This is a genomic window from Photobacterium sanguinicancri (genome assembly GCF_024346675.1).
Taxonomy (GTDB): Bacteria; Pseudomonadota; Gammaproteobacteria; order Enterobacterales; family Vibrionaceae; genus Photobacterium; species Photobacterium sanguinicancri.
Genome location: NZ_AP024850.1, coordinates 1,559,652 through 1,581,649 on the forward strand (window position 1 = coordinate 1,559,652; position 21,998 = coordinate 1,581,649).

Sequence of the window (21,998 nt, forward strand, 5' to 3'; positions counted from 1 at the left end):
AGCTCCACTGAGTTTCAGGATAAAATTATAGATAAGAAAATAGCTAGTAATCCTGAAAGTGAAATAGCTATACCGTATGGCACACCTTTATCAAAAGGTGTTTTTTTGTTTTTTATAATACAGTATAAATACTCCATTGAAAGCTGCACCCCACCGAAAAAACCAATCATTATGAAAAATAGCCAAATTACATCCCCATGTATTGCCAGAGACAGCGTTGAAATTAATTTTATATCACCACCACCTATAATCTTTATCTTTGTTAAGAAAAAACCAATAACAAAGATTAGGAAAGATATTTTAATTGATTGGATAAAAAAACCATACTTGATAGATAAGCTAGAGCTTAATAAGAAAACACATAGTATGGCTTTATTTGAAATTTTCCTATATTTGAAGTCAGAATAACAAATGATAGCACTTACAATAGTTAGAAGAAGGTAAATCATTATTTATTAATGTGTTATTGGCAATGTTTGCATTATACATTCTATAGTTGAAAATAGTACATCAAGCGTATTTCCTTTACTTATAATAATATAATTAATTACAAGTCTATATTGTATAAATATGACTTATGCACCTATAATTTTTAAAAAATTGAATTTAAACCCTAAAGTTAGTAATTTGTATCCGTCTTTTAATGAACAATTTATAGGTATTAAAATGGTTACTGAAATTTATTTAAAAATTAAAAATCTTATCGCAGATTTTATTGAAGATGAAAGTGGTGTTACTGCTGTTGAGTATGCTGTTATTGCAGTTGCTATGTCAGCTGTTCTGTTGGCTGTCTTTAAAACAGGAATGATGACTGAAATTTTGAATAATGCGATGACAGCAATTAAAGCCAATGTGGATGCTGCTAAGTAATTGTTAAATTTAGTCGGTCAGTAAATGGCCGGCTTCAGATGGGTAAAGGTTGGGATGAACAGAAAAATAATCTTATTAACAGTTTTTGTAATACTTGCAAGTGTTATTTTCTACATCAAAGGAGTCATTTCAATCGAGGATGATAATAGTGTAGTTCAAGAGTCTCAAATTGAGTTAGTTAGCGTTTTTAAATTAAAAAATAGCGTACTTAAAACCCATAAAATTAAATCTTCAGACTATATTGTCTTTGATCTTGAAGAAAGCCAGGCCCGTAGCCAGGGATTGTTGCTTGTATCAAATGGCAAACTTGAATTAGGGAGCATTTACCGAAAAGATCTAGCAAAAGATAGTTTTATTTTATCGACTGATATTGCAAATCCCGAAGATGATGACTACATCTATTTATCTTTAGGAAAAGATAAAATACCTTATTACTATGAAGTTGAAAATAGTGGTGTTTTAGAAGCCATACCACTAGTTGTTGGAGATAGGGTGAGCTTCGTTGCTACAGCATCTTCAAATCTAAATATTAGAGAACAGGGCTATAGAGACCTTGGGACATTAGAAAGCCGAGTTATCATTAGCAATGCAAAAATCATCAAAGTAAATAGATTTGAGAGTGTTGATGGTGGTGAGATTGAAGGTAAAAAACTCAGCATAATTATAGCATTAAGTTCTAGAGATGTGCTTAAGCTAGAAATGGCTCAGAAAATTTCAGAGGTGACACTTGTTCCATCGAATATTTCAAATAACTACATGTTTGTTGGGAGCAGCGATATTGTAGACGGAATTCATGGTGTAAGAGAACTAAGGGCAGGGGTTGATGAATAAAAAATTAATATCATTCTTAGTGATAATATCGAGCATGATATTTTCTATTCCGAATGGTTACTCTTCGGAAGTTTTTAGTCTTGATAAAGGATCCGCAAAGACAATTAGAGTTAAACGGAACATAAAAACTGTTTTCATTTCAAATCCAAAAATAGCGGATTATAAAGTAATTGATGAAAATAAAGTAGTAATATATGGTGTGGATGTTGGTGACGCATCTGTAATTGTTTATGACCGGTCAGGTAACGAGTTATATAATGCGGAACTTATAGTAAATAAAAGTCTACGCTTATTAAAACAAACAATTGTAGCTAGATATCCAGATGAAGAAATCTCGATAATGAATATCGGTGAACAGGTAGTCTTAGATGGTTTGGTTAGTAGCGACGAAATAAAAAATAGTATTTATGATGCTGTTGGTACGATGTTAAAAAAAGAAAGGATAACATCAGTCATTAAAATACATGATAAAAATGAAGGTGATGTTAATGGATTGGAGTACTCCGCTAAAAACACCTATGTAGGTATAATAAATAATCTTAAAGTACTATCAACGAATCAAATTAACGTAAAGTTAACTGTGGCCGAGGTTTCAAGCTCATTTTTAACAAAACTAGGTGTTAAATATAGTGATGCTTTTTCAACAGATACCGCAGGCACTATAGTTCAAAGTGTTTTAGATTTTACAGCAAAAGATATTGTAGCCATCATTTCAGCTAAAGGTGATGATAAAATAGGCCAAGTACTTGCAGAACCAAATTTATCTGTGATATCAGGTGAAAATGCAAGCTTTTTGGTTGGTGGTGAAATTCCGCTGGCTGTAAGAGATCGCGATGGTATCAAAATAATCTATAAAGAATATGGCGTTAAACTCTCTATGGTCGCTAAAGTGACAGATAGCGATAATATTAGATTAACACTGATGCCTGAAGTTAGTTCATTAGATGAATCATTTACACAAAATAATGCTTTCGCAAGCTTACCGTCATTAAAGACGAGACGGGCACAAACAACAGTGCAATTACAAGATGGTCAGAGCTTTGTATTAGCCGGATTATTAACAACAGAAGAGATGGAATCTCTTAGCCGAGTACCGGTACTTGGTGATATTCCTTTGCTAGGTGCATTATTTAGCCATACTGAATCAAACAAAGTAAAAACAGAACTCATCATTGTTGCAACAGTTAATCTTGTAACACCTGTTAAATCTGAAAAAATTAAATTACCAAGTTATAGAAGCACTAATGATCTCAAGAGATTGTTTAGAATAAATTTTACAAGCGAAGATAGTAAAGAATTAGAAAGTACGATTGAGAGCGGAGGGTTTAATTAGTGAATAAGTCTATTTTTTTCATATTTGTTGGTTTGTTTTTGTCTGCATGCTCTAACACAAGTTTTGAAAATAAAGTTGAATATAAAAAAATTCAAGAAAAACTTGAATTTAATATTGTCGATGAAAGTAAAGCTTTAGATCAAGTGGATGACTTTTTTAAAAAAATAAAGGATAAAAATAAAAAAACGAACATTGTTATAAGTTATAAAATAGATAAAAGTTTCTTTGTTGATAAAGTGTCAAGAAGTTTGAAATCGAAAATGTTTGACATGAACGCAGTCAAAAAAATCGTTACGGATGACGATGTTCAAAAAGACATACTCATATCAGCTACATATTTTGTTGTTGCTGATAAAAAATGTGGAATATTGGAAATTTCTTCAGCAGCACAATATAAATTTGGCTGTTCTTCGGAATACAACAGAGCATTAAGCATTCTTAATGCACCAGTGAAATAAAATGAATTTAGACAATCTATTTAAATCATCATCGAATAAGGGTAAGTCTGGCATTAAAGAGCAAGACTTAATTATATCCGAATCAGCAGACATTATTTCTTCAATTGAAGAGATGTATGCAATTGAAGGTTTTTCAAAACCAATCTTTTCTAAAGATATGAAAGAGGATTTTTGGTCGGATAAAAGCTTAAAAATAAGAAATGTTATTATAGATCTTCGTGATAAAGAACATATTAATGAAACCATTTCAGAATTATCGACAAAACTGAATGTTGATATTAGCATTATTGTCATCGGTAATTATGATTCGATAAAATTAAAAAGTCAATTGATGGCGCTTGGTGCAAACTATGTTCTTTGGGATAGTGAGCTGAATGAACTGCTGTCAGCAATATTGTCTGTAACTGGAAAAAAAGTTGCTACTGAAAATAAAAAAACTAGAATTGCAAAAAGAATATTAATTCTTGCATCTAAAGGTGGTGTAGGCTTATCCACGATCAGTTCACTTTTGTGTTATGCGTTAGCAAAAGAATCGAATCTTAAAACACTAATGGTCGACCATGATTCTGGTGCTCTTAATGCAGACATGTTTCTTGGAATTAAAGGGTTGAAAGTTAGACAAGAATCTAACGATCTAACAAATCGAGAGGTAGATAATGCCATCGCTAAAACTTATCTAAGTAAGTCGATAGATAAACTCGACTATCTTATGCTAGAAAAAAACCCAGAGATTTCAAGCTGTCATTCAGAAACGCTATATAATTTATCTAATACGCTAGTTGATGAGTATAACTTTATTATTGACTCAATGTCGCTATCAAGTTTTGATGAATTAGATAAAGCCACATTTCAAGAACGTTACCATCGTGTATTCATTGTGTGTGAGCAATCAGTTTCTTCTTTACGTTCTTATAATTTGATTAAAAAACGTATTGATAAGTTGGAACACAAAATTGTATTTAGCCAAACTCGACCGGCTAAAGATTATGTTATCCCGTTGGATAACGCGAAGGTTCGGATTAAGCAAAAAGAAAGTATTGATGTTTTTTACGAATCTGGCCTTGAAAAAGTCTTTGTTCATAAAGGACCTGATGGTGTGATGGAAACGAAATTTTCAGATCCTATTAGAGAGATTCTTTCTATCTTGACTGGAAAAACTATCCAGCGTAAAAGAAAATTTAAGTTGTTTAATAAATGAATCAATTTAATTCAGTATATATCACTATACGTGACGAAATTTTTGATGCCCTTGATGCATCTAGCTTGATTGAAATTAGCGCTTCTGATCTCGAAACTCAATTAAGAGATTCAGTGAATATTTTGATTGATAAGCGTCAATTTCAAGTATCTAATTTACAAAGAGTAGACTTAGTAAAAGCGTTACTTGACGAGCTCAAAGGTTTGGGTCCACTTCAAACACTGATCGATAATGATAATATATCGGATATTATGATTAACGGTCCACAAAATATTTTTATCGAGTTAAACGGTAAAATTGATAAATCCCCAGTTCAATTTGTTAATGAAAAGCAGCTTAACACTATAGCAAAACGTATTGCAGCTAATGTTGGGCGTCGTGTTGATGAGACTAAACCAATTTGTGATGCTAGGTTAGCTGACGGTAGTCGCGTAAATATAGTTATTCCACCGCTTGCGTTGGATGGTACGTCTATATCAATTCGTAAATTTAAAAAGCATAAAATCAAGCTTGAAAACTTGGTTGAATTTGGCGCTATGTCAGTTGAAATGGCAAAATTACTTTCTATTGCTGCTCATTGCAAATGCAATATATTGATATCAGGTGGTACGGGATCTGGTAAGACAACGCTGCTAAATGCTATGTCAGGTTTTGCTGGAAATACAGATCGCATTGTAACAATAGAAGATGCTGCCGAATTACAATTACAACAACCTCATGTTGTTAGGTTGGAAACAAGGCAAGCAAGTATTGAAGGAACGGGGGAAATAACGGCTCGTGATTTGGTCATCAACTCACTACGTATGAGGCCTGATAGAATTATTGTCGGTGAGTGTCGTGGTGGTGAAGCATTTGAGATGTTGCAAGCAATGAATACAGGACATGATGGCTCAATGTCGACGCTTCATGCAAATACACCGAGAGATGCGATTGCAAGGGTTGAAAGTATGGTCATGATGGCGACAAGCAGTTTACCCCTTGAAGCAATAAGAAGAACAATTGTGAGTGCTGTAGATCTTATTGTGCAAGTAAAAAGACTACATGATGGCAGCAGGAAGGTTATTTTTATTTCAGAAGTTATGGGGCTGGAAGGTGATAATGTTGTCTTAGAAGATATCTTTAAGTTCGTAAATGATGGTACAACTGAAGATGGTAAAATCGAAGGGAAATTTAAAACACCAGGACTTTCAACACGATCAGTAGTATACGAAAGAGCGAAGTTTTTTGGATTAGAGAACACGGTTCGTGAGATATTTCAATGATTCTGTATTTTATTGCTTTATTATTCGCTCTAATAATTGTCTTACTGCTTTTAGAAAAAAGTAAGAAGGAAAAAATTGATAATTTTGTAGAGTTTGATGGTGATTTTGAGGGTGTTAAAGGTGTAAAGTCGGTAATTGATTCAAATAAATTCGATATTACGTTGGCTTTTAAAATTAAGTACTTTATTAGTACGATAAAAGCCGACCTATCTCCAGAACCTTTAAAGTTATTATTGTTTTTTTTAATCGGTAGTGTAGTCTCTATCATTGCGGTTAATGAATTTATACTCCAGCAAGATATAGTTTATTGCTTGATTATTGGTGAACCACTCCTTTTTATTATATTTATGATTAAAATACGTGAACTTAGGCATAAGCGCTTTCAGAATGATTTTCCTGATGCACTTAATATACTATCCGGTGCTTTATCGGCTGGCCAAAGTATTGTTCATGCTTTTGATTATGTTGGAAAGCAGCTAGATAATGAAGTTGGTCGCGAGTTTATGTTTATGGGCGAGAGGCTTTTAATTGGTGAAGACCCTGATGATGTGTTATTAAGAAGTAGCACGAAATTCCCCTATATTGAATACTTCTTTTTTGCCGCGACAATACGCTTAAATCTTAGTCGTGGTGGACAATTGAAAGATATAATAACGAAAATAAATCGCATAATGTTTGAATCTAGGGCTTTAGATAAAAAGAAATTTGCATTAACATCTGAAGCCCGAGGTTCAGCAAAGATAATCGCATGTTTGCCGGTTATTTTCCTTATTATTTTAAAATTAACAAGTCCAGAAAACTTCAATTTCGTTATGTACGAAGATGGAGGGAAACCAATTTTTTATTATGTTCTTATTAGTGAGTTAATCGGATTTTTTTGTATATCTTTGATTTTGAGAGGGGTTGATTAGTGTGGGGGATTATGAATATATAGTAACAGCTTTTGTTGTGTTTATTGCAATGTTACTAACATATTTATGTATGATTGCTTGGGATAGTCTTCAGGCTAGATTGAAAATAAATAATGTTATTGGATCTAGTGATCAAGATCAAAAAAAGCTTAAGATGTTAAATAGTCTAGTGGGCGCTGTCAGCTTTAATCATATAGAAAACAAAAAAAAGCTTATTTCCGCAGGAATTTATAGTGATTTCATTGCTAAAACATATTATTTATTTAAGTTGGTTCCTTTGGGGTTAATGTTAATATTAATATTTATTTTTTATCTAAGTTCAACTATAGATCTGATGTGGGCTGTTGTTTATTCTGTTTTTTCCGTTTTAATCATATTAATAGGCCCTGATGCATACATTTCAATGAGAGGCAAAAAGATAACAAAAAGAATCAGTGGTAGGCTACCTTTTTTACTCGATCTAATGAATGTATGTGTTCATACAGGGATGACTATTGAATCGAGCTTAGATTATCTTTCCAGGGAAATTTCAACAGTAGATGAAAACCTTGGTTATGTGGTTTATAAAACTGTTGAGCGTTCTAAAGTTGTTGGTATAGAAAAGGCAATTGATGAGTTTCATCAAATGGTTCCAACAAGTGAAGCACAAAGCTTTGCAATGACTTTAAAACAAAGTTTGCAATATGGTTCTTCTATAGGCCCGGTATTATCTTCATTAGCCAGTGATATTCGTGAAATAAACATCATGGATTTAGAAGAAAAAATCGGTAAGCTGGGTGCGAAAATGTCAATACCATTGATTGTATTTATTATGATTCCAATTGTGGTTTTGATTGCAGCTCCAGGTATATTAAGGATGATTAGTGATGCATAGATATAAAATTATTATTCCTATTATTTTAATTATAAGTGGATGCTCAACAGCACTAGAAGCCGATAAAGAGTTACAAACTAAAGAGAATATCTTAATTAGTTCAAATGATAAAACGCAACTAGTTCAATTTTATAAACAAAATTTGAAGGAAGACGATAGCTATAAATTGAAGCTAGTAAAAGTATATCTTGACTTGCGTGATGTTAAATCAGCAGAGCTTTATACAAATACATTCAATGATGATGATTATGAAAGCACTGAATATTTTTACACGATGGCTAGACTTAATTATTTAAAACAGAATTATGGTCAATCTTTTATATTTTTGTCTGATTACAGAGATGAAGGAGGAGATGAAGCTAAGTATTATCATTTAAATGGAAAAGTGCTCGCTGAACAAAAGAGGTATGACGAAGCTATTTCTTCTTTTGAGAAAAGTAGACAATCAGGAATGCTTGATAGCGAAGTATTAAATGATATTGGTGTTGTCTACATCATGAAAGAAGATTATCAACATGCTGTTGAAATTTTGTATGGTTTATATGTTAACAATCCTGCAGACAACAAACTCAGATCTAACTTGATACTAGCATCGATTAAGGCAGGCCGGAATGATATTGCACTAGATGCACTAAAATATGTATATTCCGAAAGTGAAGCAAGAGAAAATTTAATCAAATTATCAAAAAAAATAAAGCCTAAAGACATAACTATAAAACAAACAAGTGAGAATTTTAACTCTGCTAAAAAAAATAAATTTTTATCCAGTAAAGACAAGGTTAATAAATTAAAGGATAAAAGTGTTAGTGATAATAAAATTTCAATAATAAAAAGCAAGGATGTCTTCAATTCGGAACTTATCATGATGCCTAAAAATAGAAAATTTAGAATCCAAGTTCTCGCAACTTACAAACTCATTACACCTGAGTATTTAGAATATCTTAAAAATAATTATGGCGAAGTTTACTCGTATACTCATGAGTTATGGAATCGTTATTGTATTGGTGAATTTGAATCATTAGATAGTGCTAAAAACTTCATGTCTTCACTAAATATAAAAGGCGCCTTTGTAGTTGATTATACTAATAAAAAACATGTGAAATTATGAAAAAAATTAGAGGTTCAATTTCAGTCGAGGTGGCATTAGGCTTACCTGTTCTTATTTTAACAGTTTTTGCATGGTTTGATTTATGTGTTATGAGTTATGCCTTTGCTGTGAGTGATCATGCACTTAATGTTGCTACTTCAGAAACAAAAAAACTTGGAAAAGTTGGGGGAGGAACAGCTGAAGATTATGAAGGCTATGTTGAGTCAGCATTAGCGACTAGCAGTGGTATTCTTTTTCCCCTTGTAGTAAAGGCAGATTCTGTGAAGACGGATGTTCACTATTTCAAAAATATCGACTCGTTATCAACATGTAGTGATAAATATAAAAATATAGATGATTGTCCTGGTGTTAATAAAAAACCAAAGAATATGGCTATAGCTATATATAGTCTCAGTTTTCAGTACAAACCAGTATTTTCATACTTTTTAGAACCTATGAACATCAAACGTGAAGTTATTGCTATACAAGAATATGAACGCTGTAAGTTTAAGGTCGGTCCAGGAGATCACTGTGAATAAAGAAAGAGGCATCTTCACTATTGAACTTGCAATGATATTAGTTTTTGCATCTGGTTTATTTGTCATGCAAGTGAATAGCTCTATCTCAATTGCAAACAAAGGGAAATTGCAAAGGGTATCATACTCGTTAGCAACAATTTTATCAGAGAGAAAGCAGCTGTTTAATGATGAAGGTGATATGTGCAAAAATGAATCTAATTGCACTAATGCTATTAATATGATGCTTGATATAGCTAAATCATCTTTATCTAGAATGTCTGGTACATTTGATTCTAATAAATTAGGAATCCAAGTTGAAGAACTAACTAAAGTAAACAATAAGGTTACTTATGTAAAAAAAACCAAAGGGCAGATAAAAGACTGTAATATTGTTGATATTAGTGGGTCGGGTCATTTGTTACCAAAAACATCTAACGATAGATATTTGCCGATTTACCAAGTTTCATTGTGTTATGAAACACCTTTTAATGTACTAGGTGTTGCTGATAATGAAATGATGAATGTAGTTTCGTCATCAATTTCTTTTGCGAGGATATAGAATGTATAATAGGCAAAAGGGTGCAGCTGCTGTGTTATTCATGTGTATGCTTCCTGCAATGATTGGCTTCTTTGCTTTCACCTCACAGGTTGTTCAGCATTTACAATCAGATGCTAAGTTGATGGAAGCAACTGAGGTTGCAACATTAGCTTTAATCGCCACATCCACTGGGAAAAATAAACCTGATGATAGGCTTGCAGAGGCAATTGTCGATCGTTATATTCCGAATAATATAGATGGAATTGAAATTAAAATCCAATCTGTAAAGTGTGACTATGATAATGGTTGTATGTCTCAGAATAAAGAGATATCACCATATAATGATTACACAGTTACTGCTAAATCAAAGCATAACTCATGGATTTCCTTTGGTAATATAGAGACATTAAAGCCTGAGTTTACAGTTTCTAGCTCTACTATAGCTCGAAAGTATCTTCCAAAACCTGTAGATATTTATTTTATTGTAGACATGAGTGAATCTATGGGTAGACCGTTTATGTCTGATCGTTCAAGAAAAAAAATTGATGTTGTTAAATCAACAATAAAAGCAATAACACAAGATCTTGAAAAATTTAATAAACATAGTAATGATAAGAGTAGAGTCGCATTTATTGGTTATAACCATTATAACGTTCAAAACGTAAATGGTGTTAATTACTTTACCGATCAAGTTGTTAATGACAATGCTTATGATACTGTCAGGGAGATGTTTGATGATAATAAAAAGTTATTCACTGACCATGGCTCAAACTCTAATTTTCATGATATAGACCTAACTGATGATTATGAACAGTTCAATAAAGAAATAAGCCCATTTATTGCAAAAGCTTATGGTTCAACACGCTCATGGCAAGGCGTTATTCGTGCAGCACAGGTTACAGATTCTCAATCTGAATATAATGCAGAGCAGATAATTATTGTTATGTCTGATGGTTCAGATTCGAGTACTGATAAGTTACCCAATACATTCTTAAAGTCTCTAGTCAAAAGGGGACTGTGTGAAAACATAGTCAGTAACCTTGAGGGTAAAGTAGATAGGCATGGTAACAAACTTAATGTTATTTTTAGTGTGATTGGAATCGACTTTTATCTTGATGAAACTAAAAATGGTTTTTTCGACTGTGTTGGTAAAAATAACATTTATCAAGCTAAGCAGGGAGATGATGTATACAAATACATTATTAATTTATTGAGTGAAGAAACAGGAAGATTAAAACTATGAATTTTTCAAACAAGTTGTGCTGTGTTTTTTTTGCATTAGGTTTTTTTCCAGTGCACGCCTCATGCATTGATGTTGATAATGCTTATAACCATACTGTTGCTGTAATTTCAAAGACAGAAGTAACTACTCAAGTACGTGGTAATTTATTGAATAAAAATACCAAAGAAAAAATGCAAGTTTTATCTAGTGATAAGATTGTTAGCTCAGAAGCGCCATATTCTAATTCTTGCTTTTATAATGCTAATGATAAAATGCTTACTCTTATCTACGGATTTGATAGTGATAAGTTGTCTGTTAAGCACAAATCAAGTCTAAGAGATTATTTAGATAATGCAGGAAAGGTGACATCAATTGAGATTGAAGGTCATGCTGATTCAAGTGGTGATTCAAAATATAATGTTAAGCTTTCATCACGAAGGGCTAATAATGTTGCTCAGTACATAAGAAATGAAATTGGTAAAAATGTTAAGATTTCAATGAAAGCATATGGTGAATCTCAACCGTCTTGCTCTGTTGAAATAAATAAAAGAAAGGGCTGTAATCGCCGTACAAGTTTGACAGTTTTGCATTGATGAGGAGTTGGTGATTGTTACTATGGTATGTAAACTATCTATTTTAAATAGAGCTATTACTTTCGTTTTTTTGTTACTTTTCAATTGCTTGTCTTTGGCTGGTAATGCTGTTGATTACAATGGCTCTGCTACTAAAGAAATTAAATTTAATAAGCTTCCTTTTTGGGATGAAAATGTAATTGATTCTGGTCCATTTGTTGTGGTGCAAAACACAAAGAATGGATATGTAATTGAATCTAGATTGTCATCTTTGAAATTAAATGAAAAGTATATAAATGCTCAAGCATATTATTCTAAGTTTATGTTACCATCGATTGACAATAACAAATATTTGAATAGCCTCAAATATAGCTATGCATTTTTGTTAGAAATCCCAAAGGATAAATATGCTTTATTGACGATAGAGTCAACGCTTTGGTCCGAAAGCTACATTGGTATTATTGAGGCATTTAGTTTTAATGATGAAAATTATGATCGTATTGTTAAAGTAGACGAAAATCCTATTCGCTTAATTGGAAATGTTTTGCAAGAAGATGCAAAATATATAGCGGTTGTATATAACCCTATTGCTTATTCTTCTGAAGGTCATTTTTTTAGATTTGCGACAAGAGTTCGTTTTAGGCTTGATTTATACTCTTTGGCCACGTCTAAACTCAATAGACCTGAATGTGACGACTTTTATGATCAAAAGTTAGATTTATACTTGAGTGATAACTGTTATTTTAACGATATCGTAAGTACGTTTAGACGAGTCCTATTTTAGTATTTAAAAACCACCCGATATATCGGGTGGTTTTCATTATATTTTTTTTGCCGCTAACTTCGCTTTAATAAACAAAGAGTGATCGATATAGATAAGCTCGGCGACTTGTCTGATCACGGCTTCTTCTTGTGGGTCGATGACACCATCGGCGTACGCGACTTCCCACATTGCTTCAATTAAGGAGTAACGCTGCTCTGGCAAGAGTTCACGAAGCTTAGTTGTAAATTCATACAAGGACACAGACGCTTTGCTTTTAACCGTGGCCTCTTTGAGTAGACTGGCTGCTTCCGCTTCATTAATCTCCAGCAGCATGGTGAGCAAGTGTGCTTTTGCTTGTTCTTCACGAGGATCAATTTCGTGGTCAGCATTCGCGACTTCACACAACAACGATGCCATAGCAAGGTGCATAGACGGGGTATCGACTGCACCACCATCTGTTCCCTCATGCATAACTTGGCGAAATAAAACACGTAACTGTTTGAACATAGCAATCTCTCTATTCTTTTAATTGTGTTGTGAGGTGAGCAAACGTCGTAGATGTAATCAGGTTAAGATGTCCTTTTTTGCACTCCGTCACAAGCTTAACTTTCATTTTTCATAATAGTTGCATGGTTATCGGACATCAAAATTTCCAGATAAATCCCTTACGTTGAAGGTAATTGTTCGTGAAGATGAACAGACCTTTGCTCAAATGTGGTAGAATCGCGCCAGTTTTTTTCGTGTTCAGAATCAGGAAATCCCTTGAGTCAGGATAACAACACCTCTTCAAGCGTTTTAAATAATGAAAAAACGCTAAAAGCGGCGATCAAAGATTGCATGATGCGCGACCGTTTCCGTCTACAGAAACGTATCCAAGGCGCGGCCAGAATTAAAAATGAAAAAGCCAAGCATACCGTTTTTGATGAGATCGCTCTCGATATAGCCAAATCAATGCAAATTGTTCAGATGCGTCAAACGCAGCGTCCAACAATTTCATACCCAGAACTACTCCCTGTTAGTCAGAAAAAAGATGACATTGCAGAAGCCATTAAACATAACCAAGTGGTTATTGTGGCGGGTGAAACTGGTTCGGGTAAAACCACGCAGCTACCTAAAATCTGTTTAGAGTTAGGCCGTGGCGCATCAGGCATGATTGGTCATACTCAGCCTCGTCGACTTGCTGCACGTACTGTTGCCGCACGTATTGCAGAAGAACTCCAATGTGAGTTGGGCTCATACGTCGGTTATAAAGTTCGCTTTAACGATCAGGTGTCTGATCGTAGCCAAGTAAAACTAATGACCGATGGTATCTTGCTGGCAGAGATCCAAAACGATCGCTTCTTAAGCCAATACGACACCATCATTATCGATGAAGCGCATGAGCGTAGTCTGAATATCGATTTCATCATGGGTTACTTACGCGAATTGCTGCCTAAGCGCCCAGACTTGAAAGTGATCATCACGTCGGCAACCATCGATCCAGAACGTTTTTCTAAGCACTTTCTTGATGCGCCTATCATTGAAGTATCGGGTCGAACTTACCCTGTAGAAACACGTTACCGCCCAATTACTGAAGATGGCGATGATACAGATCGTGATCAGCTTCAGGCTATTTTTGATGCGGTTGATGAACTGTGCGATGAAGGGCTAGGGGACATCCTGATCTTCATGAACGGTGAGCGTGAAATTCGTGATACCGCCGATGCGCTAGAAAAACGTAATCTGCGTGACACAGAAGTCTTGCCTTTGTATGCCCGTTTGTCTGCTAATGAGCAAAACCGTGTATTCCAATCGCATTCTGGCCGACGTATTGTTTTATCTACCAACGTGGCAGAAACATCGTTAACAGTACCGGGTATTAAGTACGTTATCGATCCGGGTACTGCGCGTATTAGCCGTTATAGTTACCGTACTAAGGTACAGCGTCTTCCAATTGAAGCTATCTCGCAAGCGAGTGCGAATCAGCGTAAGGGTCGTTGTGGTCGTGTGCAGGAAGGTATCTGTATTCGTCTTTACTCGGAAGAAGATTTCTTATCTCGCCCTGAGTTTACCGACCCGGAAATTCTGCGTACGAATTTAGCGTCTGTTATTTTACAGATGACCGCGATTGGCTTGGGTGATATTCAAGCCTTCCCATTTGTTGAAGCGCCAGATAACCGCAATATCCAAGATGGTATTCGCCTGCTTGACGAACTGGGTGCAATCAATAATAAAGCGACCGATCCGCGTAAGCGTTTAACGCAACTGGGTCGTCAGTTAGCACGGCTGCCGATTGATCCACGTTTAGCGCGTATGGTGCTTGAAGCGCCAAAACAAGGTGCGCTTCGTGAGGTAATGATCATCGCCTGTGCTTTATCTATTCAAGACCCGCGTGAGCGTCCGTCAGATAAGAAGCAAGCATCTGATGAGAAACACAGCCGCTTTAATGACAAAGAATCTGATTTTATAAGTTATGTAAATCTATGGAATTACATACAAGAACAGCAGAAAGAATTATCGGGTAACCAGTTCCGTCGCCAGTGTAAAAAAGACTACCTGAACTACCTGCGTGTGCGTGAATGGCAAGATATTTACTACCAAGTATCTCAGGTAGTGAAAGAGCTTGATTTCAGAATTAACGAACAAGAAGCCAGCTACCAAGGTGTTCATACGGCACTACTGGCGGGTATGTTGTCGCACATTGGTTTGAAAGATCCTGAGAAAAATGAATACCAAGGTGCTCGTAATGCACGCTTTAACATCTTCCCTGGCTCTGGGATTTTCAAGAAACAGCCAAAATGGGTGATGGTTGCTGAGTTGGTTGAAACCTCACGTTTGTGGGGGCGTGTTGCAGCTAAAATTCAGCCTGAATGGCTTGAACCACTAGCACAACATTTGATCAAACGTAGCTACAGTGAACCTCATTGGGAAAAGAAACAAGCTGCTGTCTTTGCCTTTGAAAAAGTGATGCTTTACGGGATCCCTGTTGTTGGCAAACGTAAAGTGAATTACGGACGCATTGACGCACAAGTCTCTCGAGAGATTTTTACGCGTTCAGCGTTAGTCGAAGGTGATTGGGACACCAAGCACAAGTTTTTCCATCAAAACCGTAAACTATTACGTGAAGTAGAAGAACTTGAGCATAAATCCCGTCGTCGCGATATTTTAATTGATGATGATCAGCTGTTTGAATTCTACGATCAGCGTATTGAACACACGGTTGTTTCAGGTCGTCACTTTGATACGTGGTGGAAGGCGACTTCGAAAGAAAATAATGAGCTGCTTAACTTTGAACGAGAAATGTTGTTCAGAGGTGATGCAAGCCATGTTACAGATTTGGATTACCCGAACTTCTGGCATCAGGGCGGGCTAAAACTGAAGCTAAGCTACCAGTTTGAACCGGGTGAAGATAACGACGGTGTGACAGTTCACATTCCATTGCCTATCTTAAACCAAGTTGAGCCTGACGGCTTTGACTGGCAGATCCCAGGTCTACGCCCAGAGCTTGTGATTGCATTGATTAAGTCGTTACCTAAGCCAATCCGTCGCAGCTTCGTACCAGCACCAAACTACGCTGATGCGTTTTTATCTCGTGTAGAAGCGCAGTCAATGCCACTACTTGATGCGCTTGAGAAAGAGCTGAAACGCATGACGGGCGTGACAGTACTGCGTGAAGACTGGAAACCAGAGCAAGTACCTGATCACTTGAAGATTACGTACCGCAGTGTTGATCACCGCAACCGTAAGCTAAAAGAAAGCAAAGATTTATTTGGATTGAAAGAAAGCCTGAAAGATAAGGTGCAAGAAACCTTATCGCAAGTCGCAGATGATGACATCGAGCAAGAAGGCTTAAAAACGTGGAGCTTTGGTGCACTGCCTGAACGTTATCAGCAAAAACGTGGCGGCTTTGAAGTGAAAGCTTTCCCTGCGTTGGTGGATAATAAAGATTCTGTCGGTATCAAGTTGTTTGAAACACAAGAAGAACAGCAAACGGTGATGCAGCAAGGTCTACGCCGTTTAGTCTTACTGAACGTGCCATCGCCGATTAAATACTTACATGCGAACTTGCCGAATAAGTCAAAGTTAGGTTTGTACTTTAACCCATACGGTCGGGTGTTAGATTTGATTGATGACTGTATCGCTTGTGGTATTGATAAGCTGTTAGAGCAGCAAGGTGGACTTGTTTGGGAGCCAGAGAAATTTGAAGCAACCAAAGAATTCATTCGCGCTGAACTTGGTGACACGGTTGTTGATGTGGCGAAGCAAGTGGAAGAAATTCTAACCATGGCTTTCTCTATCAATAAGCGCTTAAAAGGCCGTGTTGATCTGACGATGGCGTTTGCCTTATCTGATATCAAAGCACAAATTGATGGCTTGATCTTCAAAGGTTTTGCAACTGAATGTGGTTGGAAACGTCTGCCTGATATTCTTCGTTACATGCGTGCGATTGAACGCCGCATGGAGAAGTTGCCGATTGATCCAAACAAAGACCGCGTTCATATCCTGAAAATTGATTCGGTAGTGAGCGATTACAAAGAACTCTTGAACAAGATACCGAAAGGGCAGCCAGTGCCTGATCAGGTCAAAGAGATCCGCTGGATGATAGAAGAACTGCGTGTGAGTTACTTTGCTCAGCAGTTAGGGACACCATACCCAGTTTCTGATAAGCGTGTACGTAACGCAATTAACGAGTGTTAATGCGAAGCTAAAACGCGGGCAATAAAATAAGAACCGAAACCTTAGTAATGAGGCTTCGGTTTTTTTATGGGTTAAGATTGATCGCTCGTTCATCTGTGCAATGAACAAGTCTGTAATAACATTTTAGTGTTAGCCTAGTTTCAGATAATAGCTGCGGCACGCATGCTGCTTGATATACTAAAAGTGATAGAATAGTATCACTTTAGAATTCTTTTGGAGCAGCTCTTATGAAAGTAGAACTAGTCACCTCGCTGAAGCGTCAAGCAACTAAGATCCTCTCCGAGCTCCACGACACTAAAGAGCCAGTATTAATTACCGAACACGGTAAACCATCTGCATATTTAGTCGATGTGGATGATTACGAGTTTATGCAAAACCGTTTGGCAATTCTTGAGGGTATTGCGCGAGGGGAACGTGCGTTAGCAGACGGTAAAGTTGTTACTCACGAAGAAGCCAAGGACAAAATGTCAAAATGGCTGAATTAATCTGGACTGAACCAGCGTTATCCGATCTCAATGATATAGCTGAATACATCGCACTTGAAAACGTCGTAGCTGCAAAACAATTGGTTCAAACGATCTTCTCTAAAGTTGAGCGTCTAGAGGCTTTTCCTGAGTCTGGGCGTATTCCACCTGAACTAGAATATCTAAATTACCGTGAAGTTGTCGTTAATCCATGCCGTATTTTCTATAAGCAAGGCGGTGACAAAGTATTTATTCTGTTTGTTATGCGCGTAGAAAGAGATTTGCGAAAGTTCCTGTTGAGTAAGCAATGATCTTTAGGACTGAGCGGCTATAAACTGTTCAATAGTTATGCGCAATGTGTGGCGTTTTGCTAATACAAAAAACGGAGCATGAGCTCCGTTTTAAGTCTATTGATGATCTTGCTAAGATGCGGGGATTAACGTTCCCAGTAATCTTCTTTTAGGCAGTCTTCACGCTCTGGTAGGCCGCGAGATAGGCGAGGAGCGTGCTGGGTTAGCACCTCGTAGCTTACTCGATTAGAGTAGCGACAGATTTGCGAGAATGAAGAGTAAGCCAAGAACTCAGCTTGGTGCTTAGATGAATTCGGCACATTCGCTTTATGGAAGCCGTTAGCAGACATATCGTGCAGTAATGCAGATAGCGCGGCATCACCAGCACCGTTGGTGTTTTTGATTTCCACCGGACCACCTAGGTATGGTGCAATGTGCGAGTAAACACGTAGTGGTTTCACACAATCTGCTTTACGCATAGGGCGGCTGAATTCGTATTTATTGAATTCGGCAATTTGGCCAGGAAGCAGTGGGTGAGTAGACTCACGCTTTAATTCATCTTCAGTGTAGCCAGCCATGTACAAGCCAACAGGGCCTGCAGTACATAACACCATATCAACCCACTCAAGTGCTTTGTCAGCAGCTAATAGTGGATCTTTCTCGCCAGTTAGGGCTTCACCTTCTTCTTCGTTCATTGCTACACAAGTAACGTGTTCTTTTAAGAACTCAATCCACCATTCTTTTTTATCTTCGATCACATATTTTGTGCCAAGTGTAAGAACGACAGGTACGTTATGTTTTTTAGCAAATTCGATAGCACGTAGTGCGGCATCTTTCATTGGGTCGGTTGGTTTACCGCGCACAAGGTAAGATGAAAGCACTAAAGCGGCTGCATTTTCAAATGCGCACTCAGGGATGCTGTCTGGACGAAGTTGATTCATATCACCTTCATTGATTGCAAACGTACGTTCGCCATCTTCAGTGATAAGGGTGTAGCAGCGACCAATTGGACCATCGACAGGCTGTAAATAATCTAAGTCCATACGGCTAGATGTATTACATAGGTAGCGGTAAGCGTAAGAACCAATTTTCAGGTCTTTGCTCATTACACCCAGTAAAATTGACTTGTCATCGGCTAATACAGAGTAGTTATGTAGGGTATTACCTATGGTATCGCCAGGGTACTCGTGGCTGATAAGGTTATGCTCTTTGAGTTCTTCGTAAAGCAATTCAGCTTTATCTTGATCAAGAACCAACGAGTGGCCTTTACTCAGAGAATGACGAGCCAAAAACTCATCATCAACACGTGCTTCAATATCAACAATGGTTTGACCAACGCCAACAATGTGTGCGCGAGCAAGTGGATTTTCTTGTTGAATTTGAGCCATTAATGGATCGCGGGCATTGACTGGGAAGTAATGCTTTGACTTACGCTGACCAGGAAATTTCATGCTGTAGTAAAGGCTATTTTGTTTGGGGGATTTTGATTTGAGTCTACCACAGAAACAAAAGAAACAACCGTTTTCATCACAAAGTAATGACAAAAAGGTGCCTAATGGCTCTTTTTTAATCGACGTGGATCACGTTTTGGGGGCGGGTGTGTATAAAAATAGAAATGCAAGAGGAAACAAATAGAAAGAACAAGCATCAGATGTCGGTTAATACATCTGATGCTCTGTAATACTAATTATTCGAGTAGCAGCTTTTCAGCAGGGCGGCTGCCATCAACAGGGCGGTTTACCGAGATACTGCGGCCTTTCTTCATGCCTTTTTCATAATCATCGGTGATGCCTTTCATCGCTTCTTGAAGCTGTTGCTTGAAGGTTTCACGATCGATGTTTTCGAATTCTTTATCGATATAGTTGCTTAGACGCTGTTCGTGATCATCGTTAGAACTTAAAACAGGAAGTTTCTCTAATGCGCCCTCTAACCAACCTGCAAGGAAAGATGATACACGGCGGGTAACTTCGCCTGAGCTTGCCCCTGTACCGGCAAAGCTATTGCGAAATTGCCCCGTTTGCTGGTTCATTTCACGGTAAACAATATCAAATGCAAATGCGGCAAAAATGGCGCGTTCTGCAACACCGATAAACTCAGCTTCTTTTAGCCCTTTATAGTTTGTTAACACACATTCCACGCCAAAGCGGCGGTTAATACCACGGATAATTTTAAGAATCTGTGGGTTAACATTACTGGGTAATAGCGTTTTACTTTTGGTTTTACCCATTTTGATGAATTCAACATCGTCTTTGTCTAAGCCGTACTTCAACATCAGGCGGTGAGCCATGCGAATGGCTTGTGCGGCCTCATTGACGTTGGCAGAGTTACCAAGCTCTAAGCATTTAGCAATTTTTTTCAGTGCTTTTCGCTTATTTTCAGACATTCAATCACACTCACTATAAAACGGGGGACGTATTTTAACTGTTTTTGCGTGAAATTTCAGAGAAAATTTTCGTCAAATAGGAAGACGTGATGTTCATTGGCTTGAGGAAACCGCAAAGGCTTAGCATAATGCGTCTATAACGTTATATATCGCCAATGGCGCAAGTGCAGATATTCTTATGACAGACCATTATCAGTCAATCGATGTACCTTTTAATTATCGCCATACCTGCTGGTTTTGTGGTGAACCCTACTTTGAGTCGTTCGGGTTCATGCCATCGCCCAATTATGAGCATCAAGAGTACCCACTTATGTTGCCGTGTTGCCAGGAGTGCTTATCAAGTTGTAAATCAATAAAAGTTAGTAGCTTAGATTTACTCCGTGATCGAGTGAAAGAGCAATTACATAAGCGCTACGCAAAGCATTTACAAATTGGGGTGAATTGGACAAAAGAAGAACTGGAAGATTGCGAGTTTGAAGGCAAAGCACTAGAAGGTTTCCGCGAGAGCGCATGGGCAATGTTCGAGATTGCCAAAGAACGCGTGAACTACCAAGGCTGGCCTATCAGCATTGATGGAATACCTGTCGCGGGTATAACGAATGTATTCCAATTTGAATTTGATGGTATTTTTTATACAGGGCTAAACCATGCCGTGCAGCAGCTAGCATTAAAATATGGCATTCCTCAGCCATATTTAGAGCAAGTAGTGGAGCTCGTAGGGCGAAGTAAAATGGCCTATGCTTTGCGTTTTTGTAAGACCTCTTACGGTTATTCAGACGCACAAATCAAAGCAAGTTTAGAGAGTTTAAAAGCGCTGTTAGCCGAAGAAGTGGCTAACGACTCTGTAGCTGCTGTGAACAAGGGGGCAGTATTATCTCGCTCTTTCGCAATCAAAGAGATTAAAGAGCTCATTCTTTATCGTACCCAAATTTCATCGTATGCCATTCAATGGGCGTTAGAACGAGAAATCGATACCTTGCAAAAACTTGCAGATCAAGAAGATGCGTTTTTTGAGCATTTTTCACAAGATTCTGAAGTGGTCGCTTTCACGTATTTTAATGGTTTGCAGATCTATTTAGAAAAGCGGGAAACAGACCCACAATGGGCTGAACAGGAAGACCCAAACCGTGAGTTATTTGAACGTTTTTAGCCGTTGATAAATCACGATGATTAGCGATAATTAAAAACGCCCAGCAATGCTGGGCGTTTTGTTCGGCGCTAATCAGTTATTGATTGTGGCGGGCCCAAACCATGGTCTTACCGTTCTTATCGAACGCCAACACTTCAAATGGCTGCTTAGTTGAGCCTTGTTCCATACCAGGTGATCCAATCGGCATTCCTGGTACCGTTAAACCAATCATGCGCTGAGGTTTTTCTGCTAAAAAGCGCTTAATGTCTTCTGCTGGTACATGACCTTCAAAGGTGTAACCGTCGATTTGCGCTGTGTGACAAGAGGCTAATGCTGGTTGTAGACCGAGTTTAATTTTAATCGGTGTCATTTCAGCTGTTTTAACAACATCTAAGTCAAAGCCATTTTCTTCCATGTGCTCAACCCATGCGCCACAACAGCCACAATACGGAGATTGATAGTTTGTGCCTTGAATAACTTCGGCCATTGAGAAAGAACTAGCAATAAGTAGAGGTAGGGCAACTAAACGTGAAAATTTCATGGTAACTCCAAATGTGACATCTAATACCCGTTCGATTAATCATCTGATAAACAGAAGGGGCATAAATCAATAAATAA

23 protein-coding genes are annotated in these 21,998 nt (G+C 37.2%); 18 read left to right on the forward strand and 5 right to left on the reverse strand.

Translation table 11 applies throughout. The features are described from left to right. Positions 1-14: 14 nt before the first annotated feature. Positions 15-449, reverse strand: a complete 435-nt coding sequence (locus tag OCU87_RS07440; protein WP_261858136.1) for an A24 family peptidase — start codon at positions 447-449, stop codon at positions 15-17. A 217-nt stretch (positions 450-666) separates the two neighbouring features. Between OCU87_RS07440 and OCU87_RS07445 the strand changes: the two genes are divergently transcribed. Genes OCU87_RS07445 through OCU87_RS07510 form a run of 14 tightly spaced genes read left to right on the forward strand, consistent with a single transcriptional unit; the run spans position 667 to position 12,458 of the window. Further along, on the forward strand, positions 667-870 hold the full coding sequence (locus tag OCU87_RS07445; RefSeq protein WP_261858137.1) for a Flp family type IVb pilin: 204 nt from the start codon (positions 667-669) through the stop codon (positions 868-870). A gap of 54 nt (positions 871-924) precedes the next feature. Then, complete coding sequence (locus OCU87_RS07450) at positions 925-1,701, forward strand: pilus assembly protein CpaB (RefSeq protein ID WP_261858138.1); 777 nt, start codon at positions 925-927, stop codon at positions 1,699-1,701. Beyond that, positions 1,694-3,034 (forward strand): type II and III secretion system protein family protein, encoded by a 1,341-nt coding sequence (locus OCU87_RS07455; RefSeq protein WP_390960669.1) that lies wholly within the window; start codon positions 1,694-1,696, stop codon positions 3,032-3,034. The genes OCU87_RS07450 and OCU87_RS07455 overlap by 8 nt, the downstream gene beginning before the upstream one ends. Next, the gene (locus OCU87_RS07460) at positions 3,034-3,492 is read left to right on the forward strand and encodes a hypothetical protein (protein ID WP_261858139.1); all 459 of its coding nucleotides are present in this window, start codon (positions 3,034-3,036) and stop codon (positions 3,490-3,492) included. Before OCU87_RS07455 ends, OCU87_RS07460 begins: the two co-directional genes overlap by 1 nt. Before the next feature lies 1 nt (position 3,493). Further along, complete coding sequence (locus OCU87_RS07465) at positions 3,494-4,690, forward strand: nucleotide-binding protein (protein ID WP_261858140.1); 1,197 nt, start codon at positions 3,494-3,496, stop codon at positions 4,688-4,690. Next, positions 4,687-5,952, forward strand: a complete 1,266-nt coding sequence (locus OCU87_RS07470) for a CpaF family protein (protein WP_261858141.1) — start codon at positions 4,687-4,689, stop codon at positions 5,950-5,952. Before OCU87_RS07465 ends, OCU87_RS07470 begins: the two co-directional genes overlap by 4 nt. Beyond that, complete coding sequence (locus OCU87_RS07475; RefSeq protein WP_261858142.1) at positions 5,949-6,863, forward strand: type II secretion system F family protein; 915 nt, start codon at positions 5,949-5,951, stop codon at positions 6,861-6,863. The genes OCU87_RS07470 and OCU87_RS07475 overlap by 4 nt, the downstream gene beginning before the upstream one ends. Position 6,864: 1 nt before the next feature. Beyond that, complete coding sequence (locus OCU87_RS07480; protein WP_390960674.1) at positions 6,865-7,737, forward strand: type II secretion system F family protein; 873 nt, start codon at positions 6,865-6,867, stop codon at positions 7,735-7,737. Then, the gene (locus tag OCU87_RS07485) at positions 7,730-8,845 is read left to right on the forward strand and encodes a tetratricopeptide repeat protein (protein ID WP_261858143.1); all 1,116 of its coding nucleotides are present in this window, start codon (positions 7,730-7,732) and stop codon (positions 8,843-8,845) included. Before OCU87_RS07480 ends, OCU87_RS07485 begins: the two co-directional genes overlap by 8 nt. Next, positions 8,842-9,363, forward strand: coding sequence for a TadE family protein (locus OCU87_RS07490; RefSeq protein ID WP_261858144.1), 522 nt, complete (start codon positions 8,842-8,844; stop codon positions 9,361-9,363). Before OCU87_RS07485 ends, OCU87_RS07490 begins: the two co-directional genes overlap by 4 nt. Next, a complete protein-coding gene (gene tadF, locus OCU87_RS07495; protein ID WP_261858145.1) occupies positions 9,356-9,901 on the forward strand; it encodes a tight adherence pilus pseudopilin TadF in 546 nt (181 codons plus the stop codon). The genes OCU87_RS07490 and tadF overlap by 8 nt, the downstream gene beginning before the upstream one ends. Position 9,902: 1 nt before the next feature. After that, complete coding sequence (locus OCU87_RS07500; protein WP_261858146.1) at positions 9,903-11,123, forward strand: TadE/TadG family type IV pilus assembly protein; 1,221 nt, start codon at positions 9,903-9,905, stop codon at positions 11,121-11,123. Next, positions 11,120-11,695, forward strand: a complete 576-nt coding sequence (locus tag OCU87_RS07505) for an OmpA family protein (protein ID WP_261858147.1) — start codon at positions 11,120-11,122, stop codon at positions 11,693-11,695. Before OCU87_RS07500 ends, OCU87_RS07505 begins: the two co-directional genes overlap by 4 nt. Before the next feature lie 10 nt (positions 11,696-11,705). Continuing rightward, on the forward strand, positions 11,706-12,458 hold the full coding sequence (locus OCU87_RS07510) for a hypothetical protein (RefSeq protein WP_261858148.1): 753 nt from the start codon (positions 11,706-11,708) through the stop codon (positions 12,456-12,458). A 36-nt stretch (positions 12,459-12,494) separates the two neighbouring features. Here OCU87_RS07510 and OCU87_RS07515 read toward each other — a convergent pair whose 3' ends face one another. After that, entirely contained in the window at positions 12,495-12,944 is a 450-nt protein-coding gene (locus tag OCU87_RS07515) for a tellurite resistance TerB family protein (RefSeq protein ID WP_261858149.1), read from the reverse strand. A gap of 330 nt (positions 12,945-13,274) precedes the next feature. On the opposite strand from OCU87_RS07515, the gene hrpA reads away from it, so the two are divergent. The 3 genes from hrpA (at position 13,275) to OCU87_RS07530 (ending at position 17,889) form a co-directional block, all read left to right on the forward strand. Further along, positions 13,275-17,114 carry an ATP-dependent RNA helicase HrpA gene (gene hrpA, locus OCU87_RS07520; RefSeq protein ID WP_261858355.1) on the forward strand — a complete coding sequence of 1,280 codons (3,840 nt, stop codon included), beginning with the start codon at positions 13,275-13,277 and terminating at the stop codon, positions 17,112-17,114. A gap of 227 nt (positions 17,115-17,341) precedes the next feature. Continuing rightward, positions 17,342-17,599 carry a type II toxin-antitoxin system Phd/YefM family antitoxin gene (locus OCU87_RS07525; RefSeq protein ID WP_062691086.1) on the forward strand — a complete coding sequence of 86 codons (258 nt, stop codon included), beginning with the start codon at positions 17,342-17,344 and terminating at the stop codon, positions 17,597-17,599. Further along, positions 17,587-17,889: a type II toxin-antitoxin system RelE/ParE family toxin gene (locus OCU87_RS07530; protein WP_261858150.1), complete on the forward strand. Its 303-nt coding sequence runs from the start codon at positions 17,587-17,589 to the stop codon at positions 17,887-17,889. The genes OCU87_RS07525 and OCU87_RS07530 overlap by 13 nt, the downstream gene beginning before the upstream one ends. Before the next feature lie 125 nt (positions 17,890-18,014). On the opposite strand, the gene OCU87_RS07535 is transcribed toward OCU87_RS07530, so the two are convergent. Together OCU87_RS07535 and OCU87_RS07540 are read right to left on the reverse strand one after the other, a co-directional pair. Then, complete coding sequence (locus OCU87_RS07535) at positions 18,015-19,319, reverse strand: inosine/guanosine kinase (RefSeq protein WP_261858356.1); 1,305 nt, start codon at positions 19,317-19,319, stop codon at positions 18,015-18,017. 236 nt (positions 19,320-19,555) lie between these two features. Continuing rightward, positions 19,556-20,251, reverse strand: a complete 696-nt coding sequence (locus OCU87_RS07540; RefSeq protein WP_062691084.1) for a DUF2786 domain-containing protein — start codon at positions 20,249-20,251, stop codon at positions 19,556-19,558. A 178-nt stretch (positions 20,252-20,429) separates the two neighbouring features. Between OCU87_RS07540 and OCU87_RS07545 the strand changes: the two genes are divergently transcribed. After that, positions 20,430-21,401 carry a hypothetical protein gene (locus OCU87_RS07545; protein ID WP_062691083.1) on the forward strand — a complete coding sequence of 324 codons (972 nt, stop codon included), beginning with the start codon at positions 20,430-20,432 and terminating at the stop codon, positions 21,399-21,401. 76 nt (positions 21,402-21,477) lie between these two features. Here OCU87_RS07545 and OCU87_RS07550 read toward each other — a convergent pair whose 3' ends face one another. After that, positions 21,478-21,921: a DUF411 domain-containing protein gene (locus tag OCU87_RS07550; protein ID WP_062691082.1), complete on the reverse strand. Its 444-nt coding sequence runs from the start codon at positions 21,919-21,921 to the stop codon at positions 21,478-21,480. Positions 21,922-21,998: the final 77 nt, after the last annotated feature.